The following is a 24,499-nucleotide window of genomic DNA, read 5'->3' on the forward strand; positions in this document are numbered from 1 at the left end:
CGGCGCTCGACACCTTGACGAGCGGCAGGTCGATCTCACCCCCCTCGCCCTCGGGCACGCCGTCGAGCACCGCGATATACACCTTCTCCACCGCGCCCGCCTCGAAGGCGCGCTGGCACTTCGCGCCAGCCTTCGGATTGCGCGCCAGCAACAGGCAGCCGCTGGTGTCGCGATCCAGCCGGTGCACGGGCACGGGCCAGCGGTGAAAGCCGAAGCGCAGGCCCTCCATATGGTTGTCGAGCGACAGCCCGCCGTCGCGTGGCGGGTCGACCGGCAGGCCGGCGGGTTTGTCGATCACCAACGCTTCACCGTCGATAAAGAGGATGCGGTCGGGTTCCATGCGTCAGCGCCTTGCCACCGCGCGGCCGTGCATGCCAGTGCCAAGCCCATGCGCCGCCTCATCCTTCTCGCCGCGCTCGCGCCCGCGACCGCCTTTGCGCAGCCCTGCATACCGAGCGCCGCCATTGCGGCGGACGGCCGGGTGCTCGGCCATCTGCCCTATGGCGAGACCGCGTCCGACACGCTCGTCCCCGCCCCCGACGGCTTCGCGCTGCGCACCGGCTGCCGGGTCCGCCCGGAGGTCGCGGCCGCGCTGCGGGCGCTGCTCAACGCAGCCGCCTTCGATCCGACCACCGGCGGCGAGCTGCGCGGCGCGTCGTGCCATCGCACGCTGACGTGGCAGGCGGGCGTGTTCTGCGCGGAGGCGCATCGCGACCCTGCCTTTCGCGCCATCTCGGTAGCGCCTCCCGGCCATAGCGAGCACGCCACCGGCTATGCGGTCGATTTCGCGATCCGCCCGTCGCCCAACTGCCCGGACGTCGAGGCGTGCATGTCGGCCCTGCCGCCCTATCGTTGGCTGGTCCGCAACGCCGCGCGCTTCGGCTTCGAGCAGAGCTTCCCCGTCGGCAGCAAGCAGGGCGTGAAGTGGGAACCCTGGCACTGGCGCTGGGTCGGTGCGACCGCCACCGCGCCGGGCGCTGCGGCGGCCCGGTGGCGCTTCGCGCGCGCCCGGCGAGACTACCCGGCAAACCCGGCAGTACGCTAAATCCTCACCGGCACGGGGAGGGGGGACCGCCGTGCGTAGCGCGGTGGTGGTGGTGGCTCTCAAGCGAGGGCACCGCCCGTCGAGAACCCCCTCCGTCGGCGCTTCGCGCCGCCACTTCCCGTGAACGGGGAGGACCTAAGCGGCCAGCTTCCCCGCGACCTCCGCCACCCGCCTGCCCTGATACCGCGCGCCGTCCAGCTCCGCCGCGCTCGGCTGGCGCGAGCCGTCGCCGTCAGCGATCGTCGTCGCGCCATAGGGCGATCCGCCCTTGACCGCATCGACCCCCATCTGGCCCTGGAACCCGTAATCCAGCCCGACGATCGTCATGCCCATGTGCAGCAGATTGGTGATGATCGAAAACAGCGTCGTCTCCTGCCCGCCATGCTGGCTGGCGGTCGACGTGAACGCCGCGCCGACCTTGCCGTTCAACGCACCGCGCATCCACAGCCCGCCGGTCGTGTCCCAGAACGCCGCCATCTGGCTCGGCATGCGGCCATAGCGCGTCGGCGCCCCGACGATGATCGCGTCATACTGCGCCAGCGCGTCGGGGCCCTCGATGACCGGATGCGCGCTGTCGGTCTTGAAGTGCGCCGCCGCGACCACCGCCGCGGGCGCGGTCTCGGCGACGCGCCGGATGTCCACCTCCGCCCCGCCGCTGCGCGCGCCCTCCGCCATCGCCTCGGCCATCTGCTCGATATGGCCATAGGACGAGTAATACAGCACCAGTACCTTGGTCATCTTGGCTTCTCCTTGAAAGGGGTCAGGCGGCGTCGACGAGGACGATCTCGGCATCGTCGAGCGCCTCGATCGTGTAGCTGCCCTCGGCCAGCGCCACGCCGTCGCGCGCTTCGACGCGGTCGCCGTTGATCGACAGCGCGCCGGTGGCGGGCACTAGGTAGGCGTGCCGACCCGCCCCGACGACGTGCGTCAGCGTCGCAGCCCTCGCGAGCGTCGCCGCCATCACGCGCGCTTCGGCCCGGATCGTCAGCGCATCGGCGTCGTCGGGAAAACCGCTCGCCAGCGTCACCCACTGCCCGGCGCGCTCGCCCTTGGGGAACGGCTTCGCGCCCCAGCTCGGCTGGCCGCCGCGGGTGGTCGGCTCGATCCAGATCTGGAACAGCGTCGTCGTCTCGGCCTCGGCGTTGAACTCGGCATGGCGCACGCCCGAACCGGCGCTCATCACCTGCACGTCGCCGGCCGCCGTACGACCGCGATTGCCCAACGAGTCCTCGTGGCTGATCGCGCCCGAACGGACATAGGTGATGATCTCCATGTCGCGATGGGGATGCGGCGGAAAGCCGCTGCCGCCTGCGATCGCGTCGTCGTTCCACACCCGGATCGCGCCCCAACCCATGCGGGCGGGGTCATGGTAGCTCGCGAACGAGAAATGATGCCGCGCGTCCAGCCAGCCGTGATCGGCACGGCCGAGCGTGGCGAAGCGGCGGATGTCAGGGCGGGTGAGCGTGTCGGTGGTCATCGGAACCTCCTGTTCGGTTGTCGCCGATATGGGCGCTGGGTGGGGCAAGTAAACGGCACCGCTGGCAACGCATCGTTGCCTGAACTCCCTCCCGCTTGCGGGCGGGGTCGGGGGTGGGCATGTTCCGGACCGTGATCCAACAATCCCACTCCCAACCCCTCCCGCGTGCGGGAGGGGAGTAAGTGAACCTCCCCGACCTCGAAGCCTGGGCGATCTTTGCGGCCGTGGTCGAGCACCGCTCCTTTTCAGCCGCCGCCGCACACCTCGGCGTCAACAAGGCGACGGTGTCCAAGGCCGTTGCGCGGCTGGAGGCGCGGCTGGGCCAGTCGCTGTTCCACCGCACCTCGCGCCGCGTCGTGTTGACCGAGGCAGGCAAGCCGCTCGCGGACCACGCCCGGCGCATCCTCGCCGATGCGGTGGCGGCGGAGGAGGCGGCCCGTGACGGCGCGCACGCGCTCGCCGGCTCCATCAGGGTCGCCGCCCCGCTCGGTTTCGGGATCGGTCATGTCGCGCCGCTCGTCGCGCGCTTCCTCGCCGATCATCCCGACGTCGCGATCGACCTGCACCTGTCGGACGCGCGCATAGATATCGTCGGTGACTCGATCGACGTCGCGCTGCGGATCGGCGATCTCGCCGACAGCAGCCTGCGTGGGCGACGGCTGGGCGACGTCCGGACGCACATCGCCGCCGCGCCCGCTTATCTTGTGGCGCATGGCACCCCCGCCCACCCCGCCGACCTCGCGCAGCATCGCCTGCTCACCTACAGCAACGCCCCCGGCCCGTGGCGTTTCCGCCATGCCGGTGGTGAGCAGGTGATCGTCGCCGCCGCCGGGCCGCTCGCCGCCAACTCGGGCGAGGCGCTGGTGCCGGCCCTGCTCGCGGGCCTGGGCGTGGCGCGGTTGCCGGGCTTCATCATCGGGCCGGATCTGAACAGTGGCGCGCTGGTCGAGCTGCTTGCCGACTGGCCCGCCCCCGCGGTCGGCCTCCACCTGCTCACCCCGCCCGGCCGCCGTCCCGCGCGCGTCGAGGCACTGCTTGCGTTCCTGGCCGAGCACCTTCGCGATCCGTGCGAGCTCAACAACCCGCGCGACTCGCCGGAAAAGCTGGCTTAATCGCAAATTAACCTTTTGCGTACAGACGTTGTTTGGTTAATGAATCCGGCCTCTCGGGTATGAGCGGCGTAGCGGGGATGTGGTGCAATGCGCGTTTTGCTGATCGAGGACGAGCCGACGACCGCCAAGGCGATCGAACTCATGCTCACGACCGAGGGATTCAACGTCTACACGACCGACCTCGGCGAAGAGGGCCTCGATCTTGGCAAGCTGTACGATTACGATATCATCTGCCTCGACCTCAACCTGCCCGACATGCACGGTTATGACGTGCTCAAGAAGCTCCGCGTCGCGCGCGTCACCACCCCCGTGCTGATCCTGTCCGGCGTCAACGAGATGGATAGCAAGGTCCGCTCGTTCGGCTTCGGCGCGGACGATTACGTCACCAAGCCATTCCACCGCGAAGAGCTGATCGCGCGCATCCACGCCGTCGTCCGCCGCTCCAAGGGCCATTCGCAATCGGTTATCCGCACCGGCAAGCTGGCGGTCAATCTCGACGCCAAGACGGTCGAAGTCGACGGCTCGCGCGTTCATCTGACCGGCAAGGAATATGCGATGCTGGAGCTGCTGTCGCTCCGCAAGGGCACGACCTTGACCAAGGAGATGTTCCTCAACCACCTTTATGGCGGGATGGACGAACCCGAGCTGAAGATCATCGACGTGTTCATCTGCAAGCTGCGCAAGAAACTGTCGCTGGCGTGCGAGGGCGAGAACTACATCGAGACTGTCTGGGGCCGCGGCTATGTGCTGCGCGAGCCCGACGAAATGGTCGCCGCCAAGGTGGCGTGATCGCGCGCGCAGGGCAGCGTGAGTTGCCTGACCGCGTCGTTCGCCGCTCCGTCGTAAGCGTCGCCAGCCCGATTCGCTCGGGCTTGCCGCGCCGCAGGGTGTCGAACAGCCAATCCCAACACGGCACGACGTCCCCGTTATTGCTGTCCGTCTGCGCCTGCTCCGCTGAATGATGCACGTGGTGCAGCCCCGGCGTCATCGCGATTCGGCACAAGACCCGCTCTCCCGCGGCAGCTGCCGCCCGGTCGGCATGCTCGACGATGCTCAGCAGCAACGCGGTCCAGCCATAGGCGACCACCGCCTCCGGCGACGCCCCGCTCCCCGCCGTCGCCGCTCCATACCAGCCCAACGCCACCACGACTTCCAGCGGATGGTGCCGGAACGTGGTCGACAGATCGATGACGGTATCGCTGCGACGGACGCGATGCACACGCCATAGCGGCGCGGGTTGGTGCGAAGCTGCGCCCGCTGCTCGCCTTCTACCTGCAGCGCGAAGCGGCCCGCCTCGGCATCGTCACCGCTCAGGGGGCACTCGTTGCTGCCGCCACCACCTGCTCACCACCCGACGGGCTGACGCATTTGACCGTCACACAGCGCTTATCTCAGCGGCGCCCCATCGTGCTCCGCGCGATTTTCGCCGCGAGGTGCGGCAGCCCCGCATAGCTCGCCTTGTGAAAAGGGGAGCCAGCGTCCAGCACCGCACTCAGTCGCCGGTGCGCCTCGCCCAGCGAGTGATAGGGCAACCCCGGCAGCAGGTGATGCAGCGCGTGGTAGCGCAGCCCCACCGGTGCCCACAACGCGGGCAGCAGCGTCGGCGGCGGTACATTGACCGAGTCCAGATACTGCGCGGTGACGGTCATCGCCTCGCCGTCATTCTCCCACAGATGCGCCACCAACGTACGCACCTGGTTGAGCACCGCAACGGCGGACGCGATACCGAAGCCGATCGCGAACGCACGCAGCGGCAGGATGCCCGTCGCGACCAGCACGATCAGCGACACGGCCCACACGCTCGCAGCCGTCTCGACCCGATTCCAGTACAGCTTCGCCTCGCCTTCCGGTGCACGGCGGCGGAATTGCGGATTTATCGCCAGCGCCGAATAGCGCTCGACGACCACCCGCCGCAGCCCCGGAACGACCGCGGACAGCGGCGCCAGCACGCCATAGCGGATCAACAGCCCCAGCGGCGCAAGCGCGGACACCAGGATGAACACCGGCAATGTCCACGGCTTCATCAGCGCAAGCGGCAGATATTCGGGATCCTCTACGGTGCCATATCGGGTCTTCGCGTGGTGGAGCGTGTGCACGCCCTCGTACATGAAGGACGGGATCAGCATCGGCACACCGACCAATACGTTCCACCCCTCGCGAAAACCGCGCATGAGACCATGCTTCATATGGCTGACTTCGTGAATGAAGCTCATCGCGCGATACAGCGCCAGCACGGCGACGACACCCGCTGCGATCGCCCAGCCGCCGGACAGCATCGCCGCACCCACCAGCGCGGCATAGCCGGTCACGACAGACGCGATCAGATCGGCCCAGTACACGCCCGGCCGCGCCGCGACGAGATCGCGCGTCAGCTCGGCCGCCGCGCGCAGCATCGCCTTGTCGTCCGCCGCCTTGATCGATGCGGAAGCCCGCGCCGCCGGTACGCGCGCGTCCAGAGTGACCGTGTTCATCGCCATTGCCATAGCTCATAGATAGTGGCGGCAGCGTGGCATTCCAACGCTGCTGCTCCTCCTTGACTAGCACGCGCACGTGGCGAAGGCAGGGACATGACGCTCACCATCCGCCCCGTCGCGACCAGGCGCGACCGCCGCGCCTTCATCGATCTGCCCTACCGTCTGCACCGCGACGATCCGCATTGGGTGCCCCCGCTAAAGAGCGAGGCGCTGGGGCTGATCACGCCCGAGAAGAACGGCTGGTTCAGCCACGCAAAGGCTCAGCTCTTCCTGGCGGAGGAGGATGGCCGCCCCGTTGGGCGCATTTCCGCACATATCGATACGCTCGCGCTGACCATGCCCGCCGCGCAGGGCTTCGGCCCCGGCGTCGGCCAATGGGGGCTGATGGAGGCGGAGCGCCAGGACATCTTCCAGCCGCTGCTCGCGCGTGCCGAGGCATGGCTGCGCGAACAGGGCATGACGCGCGCGCTCGGGCCTATCTCGATGTCGATCTGGGAACAGCCCGGCGTGCTGATCGAAGGGTTCGATCATCCACCCACGATCATGATGGGCCATAATCCGCCATCCTATCGCGGCTGGATCGAAGCCGCCGGCTACGAGCGCGTCAAGGAGCTGCTCACCTACGACCTCGACATCCTGCAGGAGTTTCCCCGGCTGATCAAACGCATCATCAAGTCGGGCGAAGCCAACCCACGCATCCGCATCCGCATGGTCGACAAGAAGCGGTTCGAGGAGGAGGCGGCAATCATCCTCGCCATCCTCAACGATGCCTGGGCCGACAATTGGGGGTTCGTGCCACTCACGCCGCCGGAGATCATGGACGTCGGCGTCAAGCTGAAGCCGATCGTGTTCAACGACCTGATCCGCATCGCCGAACTGGACGGCAGGCCAGTGGCGTTCATGATAACGCTGCCCGATCTCAACGAGGCGCTGAAGCCGCTTCGTGGCTCGCTGCTGCCGTTCGGCTGGGCGAAGCTGCTGCTGTGGCTGCGCCGCCCGCAGGTCCGCACGGTGCGCGTGCCGCTGATGGGAGTCGTCAAGGAGCTGCAGGGCTCACGCCTCGCCTCGCAGCTCGCCTTCATGCTGATCGAATATACCCGCCGCGCGTCGATCGAGCGATACGGCGCCGTCCGCGCCGAGATCGGCTGGATCCTGGAGGATAATCAGGGAATGCGCTCGATCGCCGACGCGCTGGAGTGCCGGATCAACAAGCGATACTTTGTTTACGAAAAGACGCTGTAGGCGGCCGCGCAGCCGACCACGGCCGCGCCGACACTCGCGATCAGCACGGCAGCCGCTGCCATGTCTTTCGCGCGGTCGATGCCTGGAGCGTGTTGCGGATGGGTCGTGTCGGCAAGCTCCTCCAATGCAGCGTTCGCAGCCTCCAGCGCCAGCACCGTCGGGGCCGACATCGCGACCAGCGCCGTCCAGACAGGTCCAGGCCGAGCAACCGCGAGCAGGACCGCGGCTGCCAAGGCCGTGCGAGCTTGGCTGCGGAAGCTGGCCTCGCGGAGCCAGCTCGAACGGATGCCCGCCAACGCAAACCCCGGACGATCGAGAAAAGGACGTCCCTTCATCCGGTCGGCCATAGGACGCTCCTATGCAGTCGGCGTGTTGTATGGGTGCAATGACGGTACAATCGGAACAGGATCGTGCCATCAGCGAAGAGCTGCACCGGCGGCAGGCCGGTGCGGCCGCCTAGGCCCGCACCAGCGCGATCAGCGCAGCCGCACCCAGGTCGGCGCGTGATCGCTCGCCTTTTCGCGCCCGCGATATTCCTTGTCGACGCCGGCATCGGCCAGCCGGTCGGCGGCTTGCGGGCTCAACAGCAGATGGTCGATGCGGAACCCCGCGTCACGCTGCCACGCGCCCGCCTGATAATCCCAGAAGGTCCACACCGCGCCGCCGGGATGCCGCCAGCGCAAGCTGTCGGTCCAACCCTGCGCGAGCAACCGGCGATAGGCCTGCCGACTCTCTGGCTGCATCAAGGCATCTTGGCTCATCGCGCGGACGCTGAACGTGTCGTCGTCATGCGCGATGACGTTATAGTCGCCCGCCAGCACCACCTGCCGCTCCTCCGCCAACAGGGCGCGCGCGCGCTCCGCCAGCCGTTCCATCCAGCGCAGCTTGTAGTCGAATTTGGGGCCAGGCTGCGGGTTGCCGTTGGGCAGGTAGATCGATGCCACGATCAGGCTTTGGCCGGTGGCAGTGGCCACCTCGCACTCCAGATAGCGGCTATGCTCGTCCTCGGGCTCTCCGGTCAGTCCACGCTGCCGCTCGACCGGCGGCTCGCCGCGCGACAGGACCGCGACGCCGTTAAACCCCTTCTGCCCGTGCCAGACGGCGTGATAGCCCGCGGCGGTTATCTCGGCATGCGGAAACGTCTCGTCGCTCGACTTCAGCTCCTGAAGGCAGGCGACGTCCGGCTGCTGCTCCCCGAGATACTCGATCAGGCGCGGCAGGCGCGCCTTGATTCCGTTGACGTTGTAGGTGACGATCTTCATTCCGCCGCCCTAACCGGCAACGATCAGATTGCGAAGCTGGACCCGCATCCGCAGCCGGACGCGGCCTGCGGATTGTCCACCCGGAACGCGGCACCGCCGAGCGACTCGACGAAATCGACGCGCGCACCCTGCACGAGATCCAGACTGACACTATCGACGACCAGCGTCACCCCGTCGCACTCGGCGGTCGAGTCATCCGCGTCGGCGGCGTCGGCGAGCCCGAATTTGTACTGAAATCCCGAGCACCCGCCACCATCCACGGAGAGCCGCAGGATCGCTGCCTTTCCCTGCCGTGCCGCAATCGCCGCAACGCGCGAGGCGGCGGCGGGGGTGATAGCGAGATTTGGAGTGGTCATATCGTCAAGGTAGGATGCGAGTTGCACCCCGGCAACCAAGACCTGCTCCTCCACCGGTATCGGCACGGAGCAAGGGGAGCTCAATCGAGCGGTGCAGGACCGGTGGAGACCGGGATCGTACGGACGGTATCGCTCGACGCGGCGGTCATGAAATCGGCGGTGGTCAGGAACGGCACCGGGTTGACCGCATGATTGTCCATCCGCACCTCGTAATGAAGGTGCGAACCGGTCGACCGGCCGGTGGAGCCCATCAGGCCGATCATCTGCCCGCGCACGACGCGGCTGCCGGGCTGCACCAGGATCTGCGACAGGTGACCATAGCGTGTGGCGATGCCCTTGCCGTGATCGACCTCGACCAGCTTGCCATAGGCGCCCTTGCGATCGGCATGCGCAACCAGGCCGTCGGCGGTCGCATAGATCGGCGTGCCGACCGAGCCGGGAATGTCGACGCCCGCATGCATCCGCGCGGATCCGACGAAGGGGTCGGAGCGAATGCCGAAATTGCTCGTGAAGTGCAGCTTGTCGACCGGCTGGACGGAAGGAATGGCGATGCCGCCCGAACCCGGCGTGTCGAGCTTCTTCCAGCTCAGGAACGCAGCGCGGGCCTGGTTGTCGTTCGCGGAACCCTGGGTGTGGGTCTCGACCGCCGCCGCTGCAACCGCGGTCACGCCGCCGATGCCGCCGCCTGCGCCGTCGTTCGCCGAAGCGACGCTTGCGCCGCCCACCATCAACATCGCAGCGATCAAGGCCAATTTGGTCATTCGCGTCTCGCCCACTTCACCGGATCATCACTCGCGTGACACCGGCTGGTTGCTCTCTCGCCGTCCCGCAGCCCCCGCCGCGCTTCAACAAGATGCTGTCTGAACAAGGGTGGTAAACGAAACAATACCGAGGGACGCCGACCAAGGCGGGATGGGCAAAGCGAGCGGCGAACCGAGCGAAAATCTCGCGTTCAGAGGCGATGGCGTGGCGGATCCGGCGGATTCAGCACGGGATTCGCGATGAGTTCGCTATCGTGTCCGCCGAACGGGCGCGTGGAAGTCGGGCGGCTTGTCGGCGATCCAGCGCAGGAACCGCCCGACATCCTCGCGCGCGCGCAACGCCGCCGGGTCGGCAAACGCGCGCGCCAGCTCCGCGTTCGGAATCAGCGCGTGGATGGTGCGGTGGCAGATCGGATGCACCGGCGCCGTCGCGCGGCCGCCCTGGCTCTTGGGCACTAGATGATGCCACTCGACTCGCCGTCCCAGCGAACGGCCGCACAAGACGCAAGCCGCCGGTTCGCCGGTGGCCCGGCGCGCGGCGGCGTCAATGAGACCCAATTTGCGTTTGATCCGTCCAGCCATCGCGAGCGCAACGCGCGCGCACAATCGGCGTTGCCTGGACCGCGACAAGGACTAGGTCGGGCGGCAGCGGCGGAAGCCGACCGCCGGCACCTACCTGAAGATGCCCGTCTTCAGGCAGGCCTCCCAGCTCCGCATTGCCATCGTCTGGCCAGACAGATCATAGGTGACGCCAAGCCGCGCGCGGTACGACATGTAACAACTGTCCTTGCGGCTCTGGGCGACGGTGGCCGCGCGAGGAGCAGGCACTGCGCGCCGTGCCGGCCCGGCATTCGCCCGTGGCCTGGCGACGGGCGCGGCTGGGGCGGCTGGGGCGGCGGGCAGAGCGGCCAGCAGGACTCGCCTGATCTCCGTCCGCTTGGTCATGCTGAGGGGCGTGCTGCCGTCCGCCGCCTTGGCTGCCGGATCGGCGCCGCGCGCGAGCAGGCCCTTCACCAGCTCCAGATTGCTCCAGTCGGCGGCATAATGGAGCAGGGTGTACCCTTGCGTGCTCGCGTCGCGCACGCTGACCTGGCCGCTGTCGACCAGCGCCAGCACCTTGGCCGCGTCGCCGGCGATGATCCGCTGCGCCTCCTCGAATGCGCCCCCGCCCTGCGCCGCCGCCACGCTGGCGAGCAGCACCGCGCCTACCGCCGTCATCCAGTTCTTCATCACGCCCTCCCCTGTCGAGCGTGACCTAATACGGTATGCGTGATCGCAACAGCAACAGTCGAGCGGCACGTCGGCGCGTTTGGCCGCAGCGCGCTACGGCCTCAAGGCGGCGTCGTCCTTGTCCTCCAGATTATCCCCGTCGACGTCGTCCTCGTCGAAGTCCTCCTGAAGATCGTCCTCGTCCATGTCCGCCTGCGCCATGGGCACGGTGCTGTCGGTCTCGCCGACTTCACCATCCTCCATCTCCAGCTCGTCGAGCGGCTCGTCCTCCTCGTCATCGTCGCCGATGTCCGGTTGCAGATCGGTGAGGATCAGGCCGTCGCTCGGCCCGTCGCGCGTGAACTCCAGGATCTCCGCGCGCTGGCTCTCGTCATAGCCTTCCTCGTCATAGCCGTCGTCGCCCGGGCCCATGCCGGTCACCTGATGTCCGCCCACGTCAGTCACTCCTGGATGATGTATGGTGCGAACGGCGGGACGGGGTCGCGGGTTCCGCCTAGGCGGGCCGGAACAGCTTGCCGCGCTCGGTCCAGAACACGATGGCCAGCGCCAGCGCGGCGCTCAGCGCATAGCCAGCGGCCAAGGGTGCGGTGGTGCCGTCGAATGCCTGGCCGATGAGCAGGCCGATCAGCGATCCCAACGTGACGCTGCCGAAGCCCTGGACGCTCGACGCGGTGCCTGCGAGCCCGCCCATATTGCCCATCGCCATCGACGAGAAATTGGTCGCCGCGATGCCGAAGCACGCCATGGTCAACGCCTGCAGGATCGCGAAGGTCAGCAGCGTCTCGCTCCCGCTCCGCTCCAGCGCGTAATGGGCGCACCCGAGCAGCAGCATCCCCACCAGCGCGCCATGGCTCAGGCGCCGGGTGCCCACCCGCATCACCAGCCTCGCGTTGGTGAGGCTCGCCACCGCCATCAGCCCCGCCGTGGCCGCGAAGACCACCGTCAGCAGCTCCGGGCGGCCGAACGTGTCGGCCATGATCTGCGTCACCGAGTTCAGATATCCGTACAGCGCCCCGACCAGGCACCCCGCCGCCAGCGTATAGCCGAGCGACCAGCGATCGGTGACGACCTGCCAATAGCTTCGCGCGATCCGGCTGGGCGACAGCGGCAACTCGTTTTCGGGCGCCAGCGTCTCCGGCATTCGCCAGGCGAACCAGCCGAGTACGGCCAGCGCGATCGCGGCGATGACACAGAAGATCAGCCGCCAGCTGTCATAGATCGCCAGCACTCCCTGCCCCAGCGCGGGCGCCAGCACCGGCACGATCATGAACACCATGAAGGTGATCGACATGACCCGCGCCATCGCGCGGCCCTGATAGCAGTCGCGCACGATCGCCACCGTCGCCACGCGCCCGCCCGCGATCGCCGCGCCCGCCGCCGCGCGCGCGATCAGCAGCAGCGTGAAGCTCTGCGCCGCGGCGGCCGCGATGTTGGCCGCGGCATAGATCAACAGCGCAACGATCAGCATGCGGCGACGCCCGAACCGATCCGCCAACGGCCCGTGGAACAGCTGCGCGATGCCAAAGCCGGCGACGAAGGCGGTGATGACGAACTGCTGGCTGTTCTCCGCCGCGACACGAAGGTCGTCGCCGATCGCCGGCAGCGCCGGCAGCATCGCATCGATGCCCAGCGCCGTCAGCGACATGAGCGAGGCGATCAGCGCGACGAACTCGACGAAGCCGATCGGTGCGCCGGTGGGCGTGGGGGGTTGCTGCTCGGTCACGATGCTGGCGGCCCTAGCGAGAATGGTGAGCAGCCGTCACCCCGAACGCGTCGTCACCCTGAACTTGTTTCAGCATGACGGGGGCAGTTGGCGGGGCTATACACGCCCCATGCTCGATACCCCCTCCGCCACCGCCGACGTCCCCGCCCTTTCGCTCGCGGACCAGGCCAGCGATCCAGCGAAGTTCGCTGCCGACCTGGGCGGCTCGTTCCGCCGCTTCGGCTTTGCCGTCGTCAAGGATCACGGGATTCCCCAGGCCCTGATCGACCGCGCCTGGGCGGAGACGGCCAAGCTGTTCGCGCTACCGGACGAGGAGAAGCGGCAATATTTCGTGGCCGGCGGCGGCGGCGCGCGCGGTTACACCCCGTTCAAGACCGAGATCGCCAAGGGCGCCTCGGCGGTCGACCTCAAGGAATTCTGGCATGTCGGGCGCGAGCTGCCGGCCGGGCACCGGTTTGGCGACCAGATGACCCCGAATATCTGGCCGTCACGGCCAGAGACGTTCCGCGACACCTTCGTCGAGCTGTTCGCCGCCTTCGACGCGGCCGGCGACCGGCTGCTATCCGCGATCGCGCTCAACCTCGGCCTCGACGCCCACTGGTTCGATCACGCGGTCAAGGACGGCAACTCCGTCCTGCGCCTGCTCCACTACCCGCCGATCCCCGCCGACGCGGAGGGCGTGCGCGCCGGGGCGCACGAGGACATCAACCTCATCACGCTGCTGTTGGGCGCGGAGGAGGCGGGTCTTGAGCTGCTCGACAAAAACACTGGCGACTGGCTCGCGGTCAAGCCGCCCGCCGACGCGCTCGTCGTCAATGTCGGCGACATGCTGCAGCGGCTGACGAACCACGTCCTGCCGTCAACCACCCACCGCGTCGTCAACCCGCCGCCCGAACGCCGCGGCCATTCGCGCTACTCGATGCCCTTCTTCCTCCACCCCGCGCCCGATTTCCTGATCGAGACGCTGCCGGGGACGGTGACCGCGGACAATGCGAACCGCTACGAGACGCCGATCACCGCGCATGATTACCTGCACGAACGGCTTGTCGAGATAGGACTTGTAAAGAAGTGAACGACTTCACCCCTTACGACGCATCCGTGCCGGTGTTCGCCTCCGCGCTGGGCAACATGAAGGCGTGGCTGACAAAGGCGGCCGATCACGAAGCGACGCTGATGACGGCCGCGCTCGCACCGGACATGCTGCCCTTCCCCACGCAGTATCAACGGGCGTCCGATGCGGCGAAGACCGCACTCGCCCGGCTGACCGGCACCGACGCGCCGGCGATGCCGGATACGGAGGCGTCGTTCGCGGAACTCGCCGACCGTTGCGACCGCACCATCGCCTACCTTCAGAGCTTCGACCGCGCGGCGCTCGCCGACGCCGCGACGCGCCCGGTGGAGATGCGCTTTCCCAACGGGATCGGCTATGCCTGGTCGGGCAGCACCTTCCTCACCGGCTTCGCGATCCCGAACTTCTTCTTTCACGTCACGACCGCCTACGCGATCCTGCGCGCCAACGGCGTTCCCTTGGGCAAGCTCGACTTCCTTCAGCATCTGGGCAGGCCGAACCTCAGCTGAGGCTTGGCCTGTTAGGCGTTGAAGCCCCGTGCCAGGAACCGTTCCGCCATCGCGCAGTGCAGCGCCACGCCCTTGGCCATGACGCTCTCCTCGATCGTCATCTTCACGTTGTGCAGCGGCGGATTGGTGCGATGGTCGCTGCCCTCTGGCGCCACGCCCAGGAACGCCATCGCGCCCGGCACCTCGCGCAGGACATAGGCGAAGTCCTCGCCCCCCATCATCGGCGCTGGCATCGTCGCATAACCGCCACCTACCGCGCCGGCGCATTCTTCGTATAGCGCGACGGCGCGCGCGTCGTTCTGCGTCACGGGATAGCCCCGGTCGATCCACGCCTCGGCTGTCGCGCCGTGCGCTTCGGCGATGCCGGTCACGATCCGCGCGAATGCGGCGTGCATCGTCGCGCGCGTCGCTTCCGACAGCGTGCGCATCGTCCCGAGCAACTCGGCGGTGTCGCCGACGATGTTGTGCGCCCCCGTGCCGCCGGACAGCGTCGTGATCGTCAGCACCGCCGGGTCAGCGACCGGGATCCGCCGCGCGATGAAGGATTGCAGCGCCAGCACGATCTCGCACGCGATCGGCAGCGGGTCGATCAGGTCGTGCGGCATCGCGGCATGGCCGCCGCGCCCGATGATCCGCGCATGCACCGTCTCCGCAGAGGCGAGCAGCGGTCCCGCGCGGGTCAGCACCATCCCCGCCGGCATGTTGGGTGAAATATGAAGCGCAAACGCGGCGTCCGGCGCGGCCTTCGCCAACAAGCCGTCGTCCATCATGAACCTGGCGCCATGATGCCCTTCCTCACCTGGCTGGAACATGAAAACGATGGTGCCGGGCAGCTCGTCCGCCCGCGCGCACAGCGCCTTCGCCGCGCCGACCAGCATCGCGGTGTGCGCGTCGTGCCCGCAGGCGTGCATCGCGCCCGCGTTGCGGCTCGCGAACGGCAGGCCGGTTGCCTCCTCCATCGGCAGCGCGTCCATGTCGCCGCGCAACAACACCGTACGCCCGTTGCTGCCCGCGCGAGCCGCGCCGCCGCCACGCAGGATGGCGACGAAGCCACTGGTGGAGGTCGAATCGTGGATTTCAAGCGGCAGCCCAGCCAACGCCGCCTTTGCCTTGTCGGTCGTGCGCGGACAGTGGAGGCCCACCTCCGGATCGGCATGGATCGCGCGTCGCAGCGCGATCACATCGCCCAGCTGCTCCTCGCCGGCACTGGTCCAGTCGGTCGTGGCGTCTAGGGTCATTGCAACAACTCCGTGATCCCGGCGCGGCGAGTCCTACCACGACAATGGCTTAGCCGCGACATGGATGCCGACTCAAGGGTGGCATAGCGGAACGTGGATCACGGCCCGAAACGAAACGACACGGCCTGCGTTACGCCCCCCATGTTGCTGACGGTCCTCGCACTACAAGCCGCCGCGCTTCCCGACATCCAGTTGCGCGCCGAGGTGCGCGCGAAGAGCGTCACCGTCGAACAGCGCGGCACGTCGCGGCTGTCTGTATACGCAGAGCCGGATGGCGGCAGCACGGTACAGGTCCAAGCGCCGCCCACCGCCGCCAAACTCGACAACGTTGTGATCACGATCGACGCCAAAGCGCGAATAGCGACCGAGGCAGCCAGTGCTTCGAAACAGGGAGAATGACATGAAGACCATCGGCCTGATCGCCGCCGCCGCCGCGCTGACGGCGGTGCCCGTCCAAGCCCAGTCGCAGCAGAACCGGCGTGCGCCCGCCACCGCCTCCACTGTCGCGCAGCAGGCGATGTCCGCGAACACGCAGCCCGACGTGCTGCTCGACATCCCCAACCTGTCGGTCGACGAGATCACGCTGGAGGTCGACAACCTCCAGGCGCGCATCGCGCTCGACGCGCAGCTCGCCAACCTGCTCAAGCTGTCGGCCGGCGCGGAGGCGAGCATCGACAAGGTCAAGCTGACGATCAAGGGCGTGCAGGCGCAGGCGACGCTGGTGGTGCGGCTGGAGAATGTCCGCGCGATCATCGAGCGCACGCTGCAGACGATCGACAACAATCCCGAGATCGTGCGCGGGCTGCTGTCCACGGTCAACAACACCGTCGGCACGGTGGGTGGCGTCGCTAACCGCGCGCTGCCCGTCGTCGGCGGGGTCGCCAATCGCGCCGTGGGGACGGTCGGCAACGTCGCCAACCGCGCGCTGCCCACCGTCGGTGGCGTGGTAAACAACACCGTCGGCACCGTCGGCGGGATCGCCACCAGCGCATTGCAGAACGGCCAGCTGCTCGATCTTGGGCGCGCCGGCCTGACCGAGGTCTCGCGCACCACCGGTACGGCCGGCCAGATCGTCCGTCAGGTCCGCGACACGGCGGGGAACACCAGCGAAGTCGTCACCGATCAGGCAGGCCGCATCGTCTCGTCGCGGCGCGTCGCTCAGTAGCGCCGAGCCCGGCCGCCCCCGTCGGGCGGCCGGGCATCACCGTCCCCGGAACAACCCGCCCAGCACGCCGCGCACAAGCCCGCCGACCAGCCCGCCCGCGATGCCGCCCGACTTGCCGAATGCCGCCTTGGTCACCTCGCGGGCGAGCGCCGATCCGGCAGAGTTCGTTGCCCCGCGCGCGGCCCCCCGGACAGCGCGGTTCCACGGGTCGCTCGCCGCCGCCCGCTCCGCCGTCCGCGCCGCCTGCGCCGCCTGACGCGCCTGCCGGTCGCCCGCGCGCTGTGCCGCGAGACGCTCGCGCTCCGCCGCCTTCGTCGCGAGCGCATCGGCCTTGGCCTGCGCCGCCGACGCCTTCTCGTCGGCGGCGGCGGCCTTCGCCTCGAGCGCAGCGGCCTTTGCTTCAGCCGACTTGGCCTTCAGCAGTTCCTCCGCCGACTCCCGGTCGATCGCCTCGTCATACTTGTCGCCGATCGCGTCCGTCTCGATCAGCACGCCGCGCTCGACCGGCGTCACCGGCCCGACGCGCGACTGGGGCGGCGCGATCAGCGTGCGCTGCACCGGCGAGGGCGCGCCGTCGGGCTGGAGCAGCGACACCAGCGCCTCGCCGACCTTCAGCTCGGTGATCGCGGTCGCCACGTCCACGCCCGGATTGGCGCGGAACGTCTCCGCCGCCGCGCGAACCGCCGCCTGATCGCGCGGGGTGAAGGCGTTGAGCTTGTGCTGGATGCGGTTGTTGAGCTGCCCCGCCACCGTGTCGGGAATGTCGATCGGGTTCTGCGTGATGAAATAGATGCCGACGCCCTTCGACCGGATCAGCCGCACCACCTGCTCCACCTTGTCGACCAGCGCCTTGGGGGCGTCGTCGAACAGCAGATGCGCCTCGTCGAAGAAGAAGCACAGCTTCGGCTTGTCCAGATCGCCGACCTCGGGCAGCTGCTCGAACAGCTCCGACAGCAGCCACAGCAGGAACGTCGAATACAGCTTCGGCGACGTCATCAGCTTGTCGGCAGCGAGGATATTGACGACGCCGCGTCCTGTATCGTCGTGGCGGATGAAGTCGGTCAATTCCAGCGCCGGCTCGCCGAACAGCTGTTCCCCCCCCTGCGTACGCAATTGCAGCAGCGCGCGCTGGATCGCGCCCACCGATTGCTTCGACACGTTGCCAAAGGTGACGGTCAGCTCGTCGGCGCAATTGGCGCATTCGGCCAGCATCGCCTGCAGATCGTCGAGGTCGAGCAGCAACAGGTCGTCCTGATCCGCGACGTGAAACGCGATCGTCAGCACGCCTTCCTGCACGTCGTTGAGGTTCAGCAGCCGGGCGAGCAGGAGCGGCCCCATCTCGCTGACGGTCGTGCGCACCGGATGCCCCTGCTCGCCGAACAGGTCCCAGAACTGTACGGGCACGTCGCGGTAGGTCCACTGGGCCATTGCGATCTCGGTCGCACGCGCCTGGAAGATGGCATGGGTGCGCGCGGTCGGCGAGCCGGGCATCGCCATGCCGGACAGGTCGCCCTTCACGTCGGCGACGAAGCACGCCACGCCGGCGGCGGAGAACCCCTCCACCAGCCGCTGCAACGTCACCGTTTTGCCGGTGCCCGTCGCGCCCGCGATCAGCCCGTGGCGATTGGCGCGCGAGAGTTCGAGCGCCTGCGGATGCGCGCCGCCCGGGCTCGCGCCGATGTGGATGCTCGTGTGCTTGTCTGCCATCCCGGAAGGATAGAACGGCCGTTCGCCAAATGCACCTCCCCGGCGGCAGCCGGGGTCCAGTCGGCCGGGCCGCGAATCGGGTTTGGCTCCGCCGGCGAAGGATTGCCGGACGCGCCGCGGCGTCGGACGGGTTCGCTGGCGCGACCCGCCGGCCGGGCTGACGCGTCTCGCGATTAGCCTCGGCTAATCGCGTGCGCGCTCAGCCCTTCGCCAACTTCACCGGCACCGGCGCATTCACGCGCTGGCGCTGCACCGACAGGATCACCCGGTCGCGCCCCTGCGTCCGCGCGGCGGCGACGCGCGCGCTGACGTCGGCCGCCGTGCGCACCGGCGCGAAGTTCACCGCCGTGATGACGTCACCGCGCTTCAGCTGCTTCTGCCCGGCATCGCTCGACGGATCGACCGCCGCGATCACCACGCCCTGGATGGTGGAGTCGACCCCCACCGAGCGCGCGATCTGCGGCGTGAGCGGCAGTACCGTCACGCCCAGCCCGTTGCCGTTGGCAGGCGTCGGCGTGACCGTTGCCCCCTCGTCGGCATTGAAGTCGTCGGCACCCTGCCCGACCAAAGCCGCAAGCTGCTCCTGCGTCGGCCGCGTGGCGACGGTGACGCTGAGCGTCTGCGGCCGGTTGTCACGGATCACGTCCAGCCGTGCCGTCTGGCCCGACGGTATGGCGGCGATCAGGCGTGACAGCGACTGGTCGGGCGTCACCGCCTGGCCGTTGACGCGCGTCACCACATCGCCCGCACGCAGGCCCCCGCGCGCGGCCGGGCCGCTCGGCTCGACGCGCGCGATCACCTCGCCCTGGTTCTTGGGCAGACCCAGCGCAGCCGAATAGTCGTCGTTGATCGCGCCACCCAGCGTCACGCCGATATAGCCGCGCGAGACGCGCTCGCCCTTCATCAGCGTATCGATGATCGGCTTGGCCTGGTTCGCCGGGATCGCGAAGCCGATGCCGATGTTGCCGCCAGCGCCCGAACCCAGGATCTGCGAGTTGATGCCGATGACCTCGCCCTGCAGGTTGAACATCGGGCCACCGGAGTTGCCCTGGTTGATCGCCGCATCGGTCTGGATGAACTGGTCGTAGGCGCCCAGCCCGCTGGTGCGGTTCAGCGCCGAGACGATGCCCGCCGTGACCGTGCCGCCCAGCCCGAACGGATTGCCGATCGCGACGACCCAATCGCCGACGCGTGCCTGCTTGGAGTCGCCGAAGCGCACGAACGGCAGCCCGCGTGCGTCGATCTTGAGCAGCGCCAGGTCGGAGTCCGGATCGCGCCCGATCAGGCGTGCCGTATATTCCTTGCGGTCAGGTAGCGTGACGGTGATCGAGTCCACGGACGCACCGCGCGCGCCGGGGGCGACGACATGGTTGTTGGTCACGACATAGCCGTCGTTCGAGATGATGAAACCCGATCCCAGGCTGGCACCCTCGCGCCGCTGTGGTCCCTGTCCCTGCCCTTGTCCGAACAACTCGCCCAGCGGGGTGCCCTGGAAGGGGTTGATCTGCTGCTGCTGGACGATCGTCTGCTTGGTGGAGATGTTGACCACCGCCGGCTGCAGCCGAGCGACCATGTCGGCGAACGACATCGGCGCACCGGGACGCGGTGTCGCCACCTGGATAGCACCGGGCTCGTTCTGGGCGACCCCAGGACTGTTCTGCGCCGCGCCGGGCTGAAGCGCGAGGGTCGCGGTCGCGCCGCCGAGGAGAAGCGCGGAAGTGATGGCAAAGGCGTAGCGCACTGGGGAGAGGTCCTCTTGGCTTGGGTCCGTGGACGTCATTTAGGTGTCGCCTAGGGAGGCTGAACGCTGATTGAATGTGGTGGAGGCGGAAGGGCGATGCAATGGGGGCGAGTGCTTCGTCATGCCGGCCTTGAGCCGGCATCCAGCGTGCCCACGCGCGTCGTTCCCCGGTCGAATACTTTGCGTGGTGCAGGCCTGGACCCCGGCTCAGGGCCGAGGTGACGGAGTAGAGATCACCGCCCCCGCCCGCCGAACTGCTGCAGATAGCTGTTATCCGGCGACAGGATGATCGAGGTCGACCCGTTGTCCTTGGTCGGCCCGCCATCCGCGCCGAACGTGCGGCGATAGCTCTGCATCGCGCGGTAGAAATCATACGCCGGCGCGTCCTTGTTGAAGGCCTCGGCATAGATGCGCGCGGCCTCCGCGTCGGCGCGCGCGCGGATGATCTGCGCCTCGCGCTGCCCCTGCGCGCGGATCGTCGCCGCCTGCTGCTCGCGAGCGGTCCGCATCGATTGCAGCGTCGAGTCGAGCGGCGATCCCGTCGGCAGGTCGGCATGCTTGATCCGCACATCCACGATCTCGACGCCATATTGGCTGGCGAGCCGCTGCAACCCGACCTGGATGTTGTCCATCACCCGCTCGCGATCGCGGCTCAACAGCACCGCGAAAGGCTGACGGCCGAGCTCGTTGCGGATCGAGTTGCCGAGCAACGGGCGCAGCGACTCGGTCACCCGTGCCTCGGTGCCGGCGGTGATCACCATGCGCAGCGGATCGACGACGCGGAACCGCGCGAATGCGTCGACCTCCAGCCGCAGCTGATCGGACGACAGCACCTGCTGGTTGTCCTGCTCGACATTGAGCACGCGCTTGTCGACCCAGACGATGCGGTCGATGAACGGGATCTTGGCGATGACACCCGCCCCCGTGCGGCCGAAGACCTCGCCGGTGCGGTATTCGTTGATGGTGCGGACCGGGTTGTTGAGCCGCAGCACGACCGCCTGCTCGGTTTCCGGTACGATCGCGAAGGTCATCGCCGACAGAATGACCGCGAACAGCGCCGCGACGCCGAGGACGACAGGGTTGCGGAAGATGGCGGCGTTCATTGGGCGGCTCCCGGCTGCGGCGCGGGCGTGGTCTGGGGCGCTTGCACCGCCGGATCGACCAGCCGCGGGTTGCGGTTCAGCGGCAGGTACGGCGTCACGCCCGGCGTCTCCACGATCGTCTTGTCGGTCTTGGCCAGCACGGCCTCCATCGTCTCGTAATACATGCGGCGCCGCGTCACTTCCGGGGCGAGCTTGTACTGCTCGTAATAGGCGTTGAACGACGCCGCCTCGCCCTGTGCCAGCGCCAGCTTCTGCTGGGCATAGGCCTGCGCCTGATTGCTCAGCGTCGACACGAATTGCTGCGCCGCCGTCACGTCCTTGAAGGCGTCGTTGACCGCCTCGGGCGGATCGGCCTGACGGATCGCCACGCCCTGAATGCGGATGCCGGAGTTATATTCGGTCAGGATGCCCTGCATGCGATCCTGCACCTGCTGTTCGACAAACGAGCGGCCCTTGCCGATCGCCTCGTCCAGCGTGACGTTGGCCACCGCCTCGCGCACCGCGCTCTCGGCGGTGGCGCGCACGGTTGCCTTGGGATCGGCGAGCTGGAAGATGTAGTCCTCCGGGTTCGCGATGCTCCAGCGCACCTGGTAGGCCAGGTCCACCACCGCGCGATCCCGCGTCAGCACCAGATTCTCGCCGCCGCCTTCCGGAAACACCTCCTCGCGGATCGCCGACACATCGACCTTCTGCACGCTGGCAAAGGGGGCCGGTGCCGTGACCCGCCAGCCCGGCTCCAGAACGCCGGCATAGCGGCCGAAGTTCGTCACCACTGCGCGCTGCTGCGGCGCGATGTTGTGAAAGGAGCTGGTCAGGAGCCACAGCAGCAGCAGCACGCCCGCTCCGGCCAGCCACAGCGTCTTCGCGTTCGGCCCGCCCGGCAGGTTCGCGAACGGATTGCCGCCACCGCCGCCGCCGGAGGTCTTCGCCTTGCGCAGGAACTCGTCGAGCGCGGTCGGGCGCTGCGGCGGCTTGCGCCCGCCTGGCGGGACCGACCACGGATTGCGCGGGCCGCCAGCCCCGCCGCCGCCGCCTTCGCCACCGTCACCCCCACCGCCCCACGGACCTTTGGGAGTATCGATCGAGAGGATGCGCGGACGCGCGAACCAACGCTGCAGGAAGCTCATGATGCTTTTATAGGGTGGCAGGCTCGTGAAAAACAGTGGGCGCGCCTAAGGGGACCGCATGGTCGATCAAGACAGGTTAACGGCGGCAGTCGCCGGCGTGGCGGACAAGCGCGCCAGCGTGCGGGTGGACGCGGAAGGTCGCGTCGGTGTGGTGCTCGATGCGACGGGGCTGGACGCCGCCGCGCGCGACGATCTGGAGGCGCGCATTCGCGCCGCCGTCGCGCTGCCGGGCGTTACAGATGTACGCGTCGTCGTCACCGCAGAGCGGGTGCAACGCCGCCTGATCGCGGTCGCCAGCGGCAAGGGCGGCGTCGGCAAGTCGACGCTCGCCGCCAACCTCGCCATCGCGCTGATGCGGGGTGGCCTGCGCGTCGGACTGGTCGATGCCGACATCTACGGCCCCTCGCAGCCGCGTCTGCTGGGCGTGGAGGGCACCCGCCCGACCGCACGCGACAAGCGGCTCGACCCCGTGCCCACGCCCGCCGGCGTGCCGCTGCTGTCGATCGGGCAGCTCGTGGAACCAGGCAAGGCGATCGCCTGGCGCGGGCCGATGACGGCTGGCGCGCTGAGCCAGCTGGTGGACGCCGACTGGGGCGCGGTCGACACGCTGGTCGTCGACCTGCCGCCCGGCACCGGCGACGTGCAGATCACCATGATCCAGAAGCATCGCCCGGCCGGCGCGGTGATCGTCTCAACCCCACAGGACCTGGCGCTGATCGACGCCACCCGCGCGATCGACCTGTTCCGCGCCGCCGGCGTGCCTATCATCGGCCTGGTCGAGAACATGGCCGGCTACCTCTGCCCGCATTGCGGCGAGACATCGGACCCGTTCGGCCATGGCGGCGCGGAGGCGGCGGCGAAGGCTCTCGGCATCCCGTTCCTTGGCCGGGTGCCCCTGACGATCGCGATCCGTCAGGCATCGGATGCGGGCGAGCCGCCAGCGCTGAGTGACGACCGCGTCTTCGCCCCCATCGCCACGCAGGTCGCGGGCTGGCTCGCGACAAACTGATCGCAAAAGACGCCGGCTTTGACCGCAAGCCACGGGATGCACGAGCGCGGGGACGGGCCTACACCGCCGCCATGAGCATCGATCCCGACCAGGCCTGGGCCGCCTTCGAGGCCCGCGACCGAGCCTCGGACGGGCGGTTCGTCGGCGCGGTCAGGACCACCGGCATCTACTGCAAGCCGAGCTGCCCGGCGCGCCACCCCCGGCGCGAGAACGTCGCCTTCTACCCCGATGGCGCGGCGGCGCGCGCGGCGGGATTCCGCGCCTGTCTGCGCTGCCGTCCCGACGAGGTCGCGCGCGATCGGGTCGCGGTCGAGGCGGCGCTGCGGCTGCTCGATACGCAGACCGGGCTGTCGCTGGACCTCCTGGCGGCCCACGTCGGCTATGCGCCGCACCATTTTCATCGCCTGTTCAAGCGCGCGACCGGCGTCACCCCTGCGGCCTGGGCACGCGGCGTGCGCGCAAACGGCGCAGTAGCGGCGCTGCGAGAGGAGGATAACGTGACCGACGCGATCTACGCTGCCGGTTATTCGGCGCCGAGCCGCTTCTATGCCGATGCCGGCGACCGACTCGGCATGACGCCATCGGCATGGCGTAACGGCGGGCGCGGCGTGGTCATCCGCTGGGCGGTCGCCGATACTGCGCTGGGCACGATGCTGCTCGCCGCTACCGAGCGCGGCATCTGCCGACTGTCGTTCGACGAGGACGCGAGCGAGCTGGAACGGCGCTTTCCGCACGCGACGATCGAACCCGGCGGCGAGGCGCTGGCGGCGCTTGTCGAGGGCACCGTCGCCGCGTGCGCCGATCCCGCGCGCATGGCGCAACTCCCGCTCGACATCGCCGGCACCGCGTTCCAGCAGCGCGTCTGGGAAGAGCTCCGCCGTATTCCGGCTGGCGAGACCCGCTCCTACGCCGCGCTGGCCGCCGCCGCCGGCAACCCCCGCGCGACACGCGCCGCCGGCAGCGCCTGCGGGGCCAACCAGGTCGCTGTGCTGATTCCCTGCCACCGCGCGACGCGCTCCGACGGCTCGCTGGGCGGCTATGCCTATGGCCTCGACCGCAAGCGGCGCTTGCTGGAGCGGGAACGCGGGTAAGGTTAGGCAAATCTTAAACGCTCTCCCCGTACCTCCCTCCCTGTTATCAAGGGTGTGA

At 68.6% G+C, this 24,499-nt stretch carries 27 protein-coding genes and 1 pseudogene; 10 read left to right on the forward strand and 18 right to left on the reverse strand.

Annotated features, from left to right (window positions below; all coding sequences use genetic code 11):
• Positions 1–340: RNA pseudouridine synthase (locus JWN21_RS00500; RefSeq protein WP_299645428.1), on the reverse strand; the 340-nt coding region annotated here is incomplete at its 3' end.
• 48 nt (positions 341–388) lie between these two features.
• Here JWN21_RS00500 and JWN21_RS00505 point away from each other — a divergent pair.
• Positions 389–1,045 (forward strand): M15 family metallopeptidase, encoded by a 657-nt coding sequence (locus JWN21_RS00505; RefSeq protein WP_299645429.1) that lies wholly within the window; start codon positions 389–391, stop codon positions 1,043–1,045.
• 135 nt (positions 1,046–1,180) lie between these two features.
• On the opposite strand, the gene wrbA is transcribed toward JWN21_RS00505, so the two are convergent.
• Together wrbA and JWN21_RS00515 are read right to left on the reverse strand one after the other, a co-directional pair.
• Positions 1,181–1,783 (reverse strand): NAD(P)H:quinone oxidoreductase, encoded by a 603-nt coding sequence (gene wrbA, locus JWN21_RS00510; RefSeq protein WP_299645430.1) that lies wholly within the window; start codon positions 1,781–1,783, stop codon positions 1,181–1,183.
• A gap of 22 nt (positions 1,784–1,805) precedes the next feature.
• The gene (locus JWN21_RS00515) at positions 1,806–2,522 is read right to left on the reverse strand and encodes a pirin-like bicupin family protein (RefSeq protein WP_299645431.1); all 717 of its coding nucleotides are present in this window, start codon (positions 2,520–2,522) and stop codon (positions 1,806–1,808) included.
• A gap of 182 nt (positions 2,523–2,704) precedes the next feature.
• Here JWN21_RS00515 and JWN21_RS00520 point away from each other — a divergent pair, with 182 nt between their 5' ends.
• Positions 2,705–3,634: a LysR family transcriptional regulator gene (locus JWN21_RS00520; RefSeq protein ID WP_299645432.1), complete on the forward strand. Its 930-nt coding sequence runs from the start codon at positions 2,705–2,707 to the stop codon at positions 3,632–3,634.
• Positions 3,635–3,721: 87 nt separating this feature from the next.
• A complete protein-coding gene (ctrA, locus tag JWN21_RS00525; RefSeq protein WP_299645433.1) occupies positions 3,722–4,423 on the forward strand; it encodes a response regulator transcription factor CtrA in 702 nt (233 codons plus the stop codon).
• Between the two features lie 109 nt (positions 4,424–4,532).
• Here ctrA and JWN21_RS13920 read toward each other — a convergent pair.
• Positions 4,533–4,868 (reverse strand): annotated as a pseudogene (locus tag JWN21_RS13920) (sterol desaturase family protein); the annotation flags it as partial.
• Positions 4,869–5,025: 157 nt separating this feature from the next.
• Positions 5,026–6,105 (reverse strand): fatty acid desaturase, encoded by a 1,080-nt coding sequence (locus JWN21_RS00530; protein WP_299645460.1) that lies wholly within the window; start codon positions 6,103–6,105, stop codon positions 5,026–5,028.
• 96 nt (positions 6,106–6,201) lie between these two features.
• On the opposite strand from JWN21_RS00530, the gene JWN21_RS00535 reads away from it, so the two are divergent.
• The gene (locus JWN21_RS00535; protein WP_299645434.1) at positions 6,202–7,350 is read left to right on the forward strand and encodes an N-acetyltransferase; all 1,149 of its coding nucleotides are present in this window, start codon (positions 6,202–6,204) and stop codon (positions 7,348–7,350) included.
• Here JWN21_RS00535 and JWN21_RS00540 read toward each other — a convergent pair.
• The 8 genes from JWN21_RS00540 to JWN21_RS00575 form a co-directional block, all read right to left on the reverse strand.
• Positions 7,332–7,697, reverse strand: a complete 366-nt coding sequence (locus tag JWN21_RS00540; RefSeq protein ID WP_299645435.1) for a diacylglycerol kinase — start codon at positions 7,695–7,697, stop codon at positions 7,332–7,334. The two genes, JWN21_RS00535 and JWN21_RS00540, sit on opposite strands and share 19 nt — an antisense overlap.
• 129 nt (positions 7,698–7,826) lie before the next feature.
• Complete coding sequence (xth, locus tag JWN21_RS00545; protein ID WP_299645436.1) at positions 7,827–8,612, reverse strand: exodeoxyribonuclease III; 786 nt, start codon at positions 8,610–8,612, stop codon at positions 7,827–7,829.
• A gap of 23 nt (positions 8,613–8,635) precedes the next feature.
• A complete protein-coding gene (locus JWN21_RS00550; RefSeq protein WP_299645437.1) occupies positions 8,636–8,968 on the reverse strand; it encodes an iron-sulfur cluster assembly accessory protein in 333 nt (110 codons plus the stop codon).
• A gap of 80 nt (positions 8,969–9,048) precedes the next feature.
• On the reverse strand, positions 9,049–9,729 hold the full coding sequence (locus JWN21_RS00555) for a M23 family metallopeptidase (RefSeq protein ID WP_299645438.1): 681 nt from the start codon (positions 9,727–9,729) through the stop codon (positions 9,049–9,051).
• Between the two features lie 249 nt (positions 9,730–9,978).
• On the reverse strand, positions 9,979–10,311 hold the full coding sequence (locus tag JWN21_RS00560) for an HNH endonuclease (RefSeq protein ID WP_299645439.1): 333 nt from the start codon (positions 10,309–10,311) through the stop codon (positions 9,979–9,981).
• Positions 10,312–10,401: 90 nt separating this feature from the next.
• A complete protein-coding gene (locus JWN21_RS00565; RefSeq protein WP_299645440.1) occupies positions 10,402–10,959 on the reverse strand; it encodes an ankyrin repeat domain-containing protein in 558 nt (185 codons plus the stop codon).
• 93 nt (positions 10,960–11,052) lie between these two features.
• Complete coding sequence (locus JWN21_RS00570) at positions 11,053–11,394, reverse strand: DNA primase (RefSeq protein WP_299645441.1); 342 nt, start codon at positions 11,392–11,394, stop codon at positions 11,053–11,055.
• Positions 11,395–11,452: 58 nt separating this feature from the next.
• Positions 11,453–12,682, reverse strand: coding sequence for a multidrug effflux MFS transporter (locus JWN21_RS00575; protein ID WP_299645442.1), 1,230 nt, complete (start codon positions 12,680–12,682; stop codon positions 11,453–11,455).
• A 109-nt stretch (positions 12,683–12,791) separates the two neighbouring features.
• Here JWN21_RS00575 and JWN21_RS00580 point away from each other — a divergent pair, with 109 nt between their 5' ends.
• Positions 12,792–13,754 carry a 2-oxoglutarate and iron-dependent oxygenase domain-containing protein gene (locus JWN21_RS00580; RefSeq protein WP_299645443.1) on the forward strand — a complete coding sequence of 321 codons (963 nt, stop codon included), beginning with the start codon at positions 12,792–12,794 and terminating at the stop codon, positions 13,752–13,754.
• Complete coding sequence (locus tag JWN21_RS00585; protein WP_299645444.1) at positions 13,751–14,260, forward strand: DUF1993 family protein; 510 nt, start codon at positions 13,751–13,753, stop codon at positions 14,258–14,260. Before JWN21_RS00580 ends, JWN21_RS00585 begins: the two co-directional genes overlap by 4 nt.
• An 11-nt stretch (positions 14,261–14,271) precedes the next feature.
• Here JWN21_RS00585 and JWN21_RS00590 read toward each other — a convergent pair whose 3' ends face one another.
• Positions 14,272–15,498 carry a M20 family metallopeptidase gene (locus JWN21_RS00590; protein WP_299645445.1) on the reverse strand — a complete coding sequence of 409 codons (1,227 nt, stop codon included), beginning with the start codon at positions 15,496–15,498 and terminating at the stop codon, positions 14,272–14,274.
• A gap of 141 nt (positions 15,499–15,639) precedes the next feature.
• Between JWN21_RS00590 and JWN21_RS00595 the strand changes: the two genes are divergently transcribed.
• Positions 15,640–15,897: a hypothetical protein gene (locus JWN21_RS00595; protein WP_299645447.1), complete on the forward strand. Its 258-nt coding sequence runs from the start codon at positions 15,640–15,642 to the stop codon at positions 15,895–15,897.
• Between the two features lies 1 nt (position 15,898).
• On the forward strand, positions 15,899–16,663 hold the full coding sequence (locus JWN21_RS00600) for a hypothetical protein (RefSeq protein WP_299645448.1): 765 nt from the start codon (positions 15,899–15,901) through the stop codon (positions 16,661–16,663).
• Between the two features lie 36 nt (positions 16,664–16,699).
• Here the strand turns inward: JWN21_RS00600 and JWN21_RS00605 are convergent, their stop codons facing one another.
• The 4 genes from JWN21_RS00605 to hflK all read right to left on the reverse strand — a co-directional run bounded on the left by JWN21_RS00605 (position 16,700) and on the right by hflK (position 22,341).
• Complete coding sequence (locus JWN21_RS00605; RefSeq protein ID WP_299645449.1) at positions 16,700–18,370, reverse strand: helicase HerA-like domain-containing protein; 1,671 nt, start codon at positions 18,368–18,370, stop codon at positions 16,700–16,702.
• A gap of 199 nt (positions 18,371–18,569) precedes the next feature.
• Positions 18,570–20,150: a Do family serine endopeptidase gene (locus tag JWN21_RS00610; RefSeq protein WP_299645450.1), complete on the reverse strand. Its 1,581-nt coding sequence runs from the start codon at positions 20,148–20,150 to the stop codon at positions 18,570–18,572.
• 194 nt (positions 20,151–20,344) lie between these two features.
• On the reverse strand, positions 20,345–21,214 hold the full coding sequence (gene hflC, locus JWN21_RS00615; RefSeq protein ID WP_299645451.1) for a protease modulator HflC: 870 nt from the start codon (positions 21,212–21,214) through the stop codon (positions 20,345–20,347).
• Positions 21,211–22,341 carry a protease modulator HflK gene (hflK, locus tag JWN21_RS00620; protein WP_299645452.1) on the reverse strand — a complete coding sequence of 377 codons (1,131 nt, stop codon included), beginning with the start codon at positions 22,339–22,341 and terminating at the stop codon, positions 21,211–21,213. The genes hflC and hflK overlap by 4 nt, the downstream gene beginning before the upstream one ends.
• Before the next feature lie 58 nt (positions 22,342–22,399).
• Here hflK and JWN21_RS00625 point away from each other — a divergent pair, with 58 nt between their 5' ends.
• Together JWN21_RS00625 and ada are read left to right on the forward strand one after the other, a co-directional pair.
• Complete coding sequence (locus JWN21_RS00625; protein ID WP_299645453.1) at positions 22,400–23,350, forward strand: Mrp/NBP35 family ATP-binding protein; 951 nt, start codon at positions 22,400–22,402, stop codon at positions 23,348–23,350.
• Positions 23,351–23,421: 71 nt separating this feature from the next.
• Positions 23,422–24,441, forward strand: coding sequence for a bifunctional DNA-binding transcriptional regulator/O6-methylguanine-DNA methyltransferase Ada (gene ada, locus JWN21_RS00630; RefSeq protein WP_299645454.1), 1,020 nt, complete (start codon positions 23,422–23,424; stop codon positions 24,439–24,441).
• The last annotated feature ends 58 nt before the right edge of the window (positions 24,442–24,499 follow it).

Source organism: Sphingomonas bacterium (assembly GCF_028292945.1).
Taxonomy (GTDB): domain Bacteria; phylum Pseudomonadota; class Alphaproteobacteria; order Sphingomonadales; family Sphingomonadaceae; genus Sphingomonas.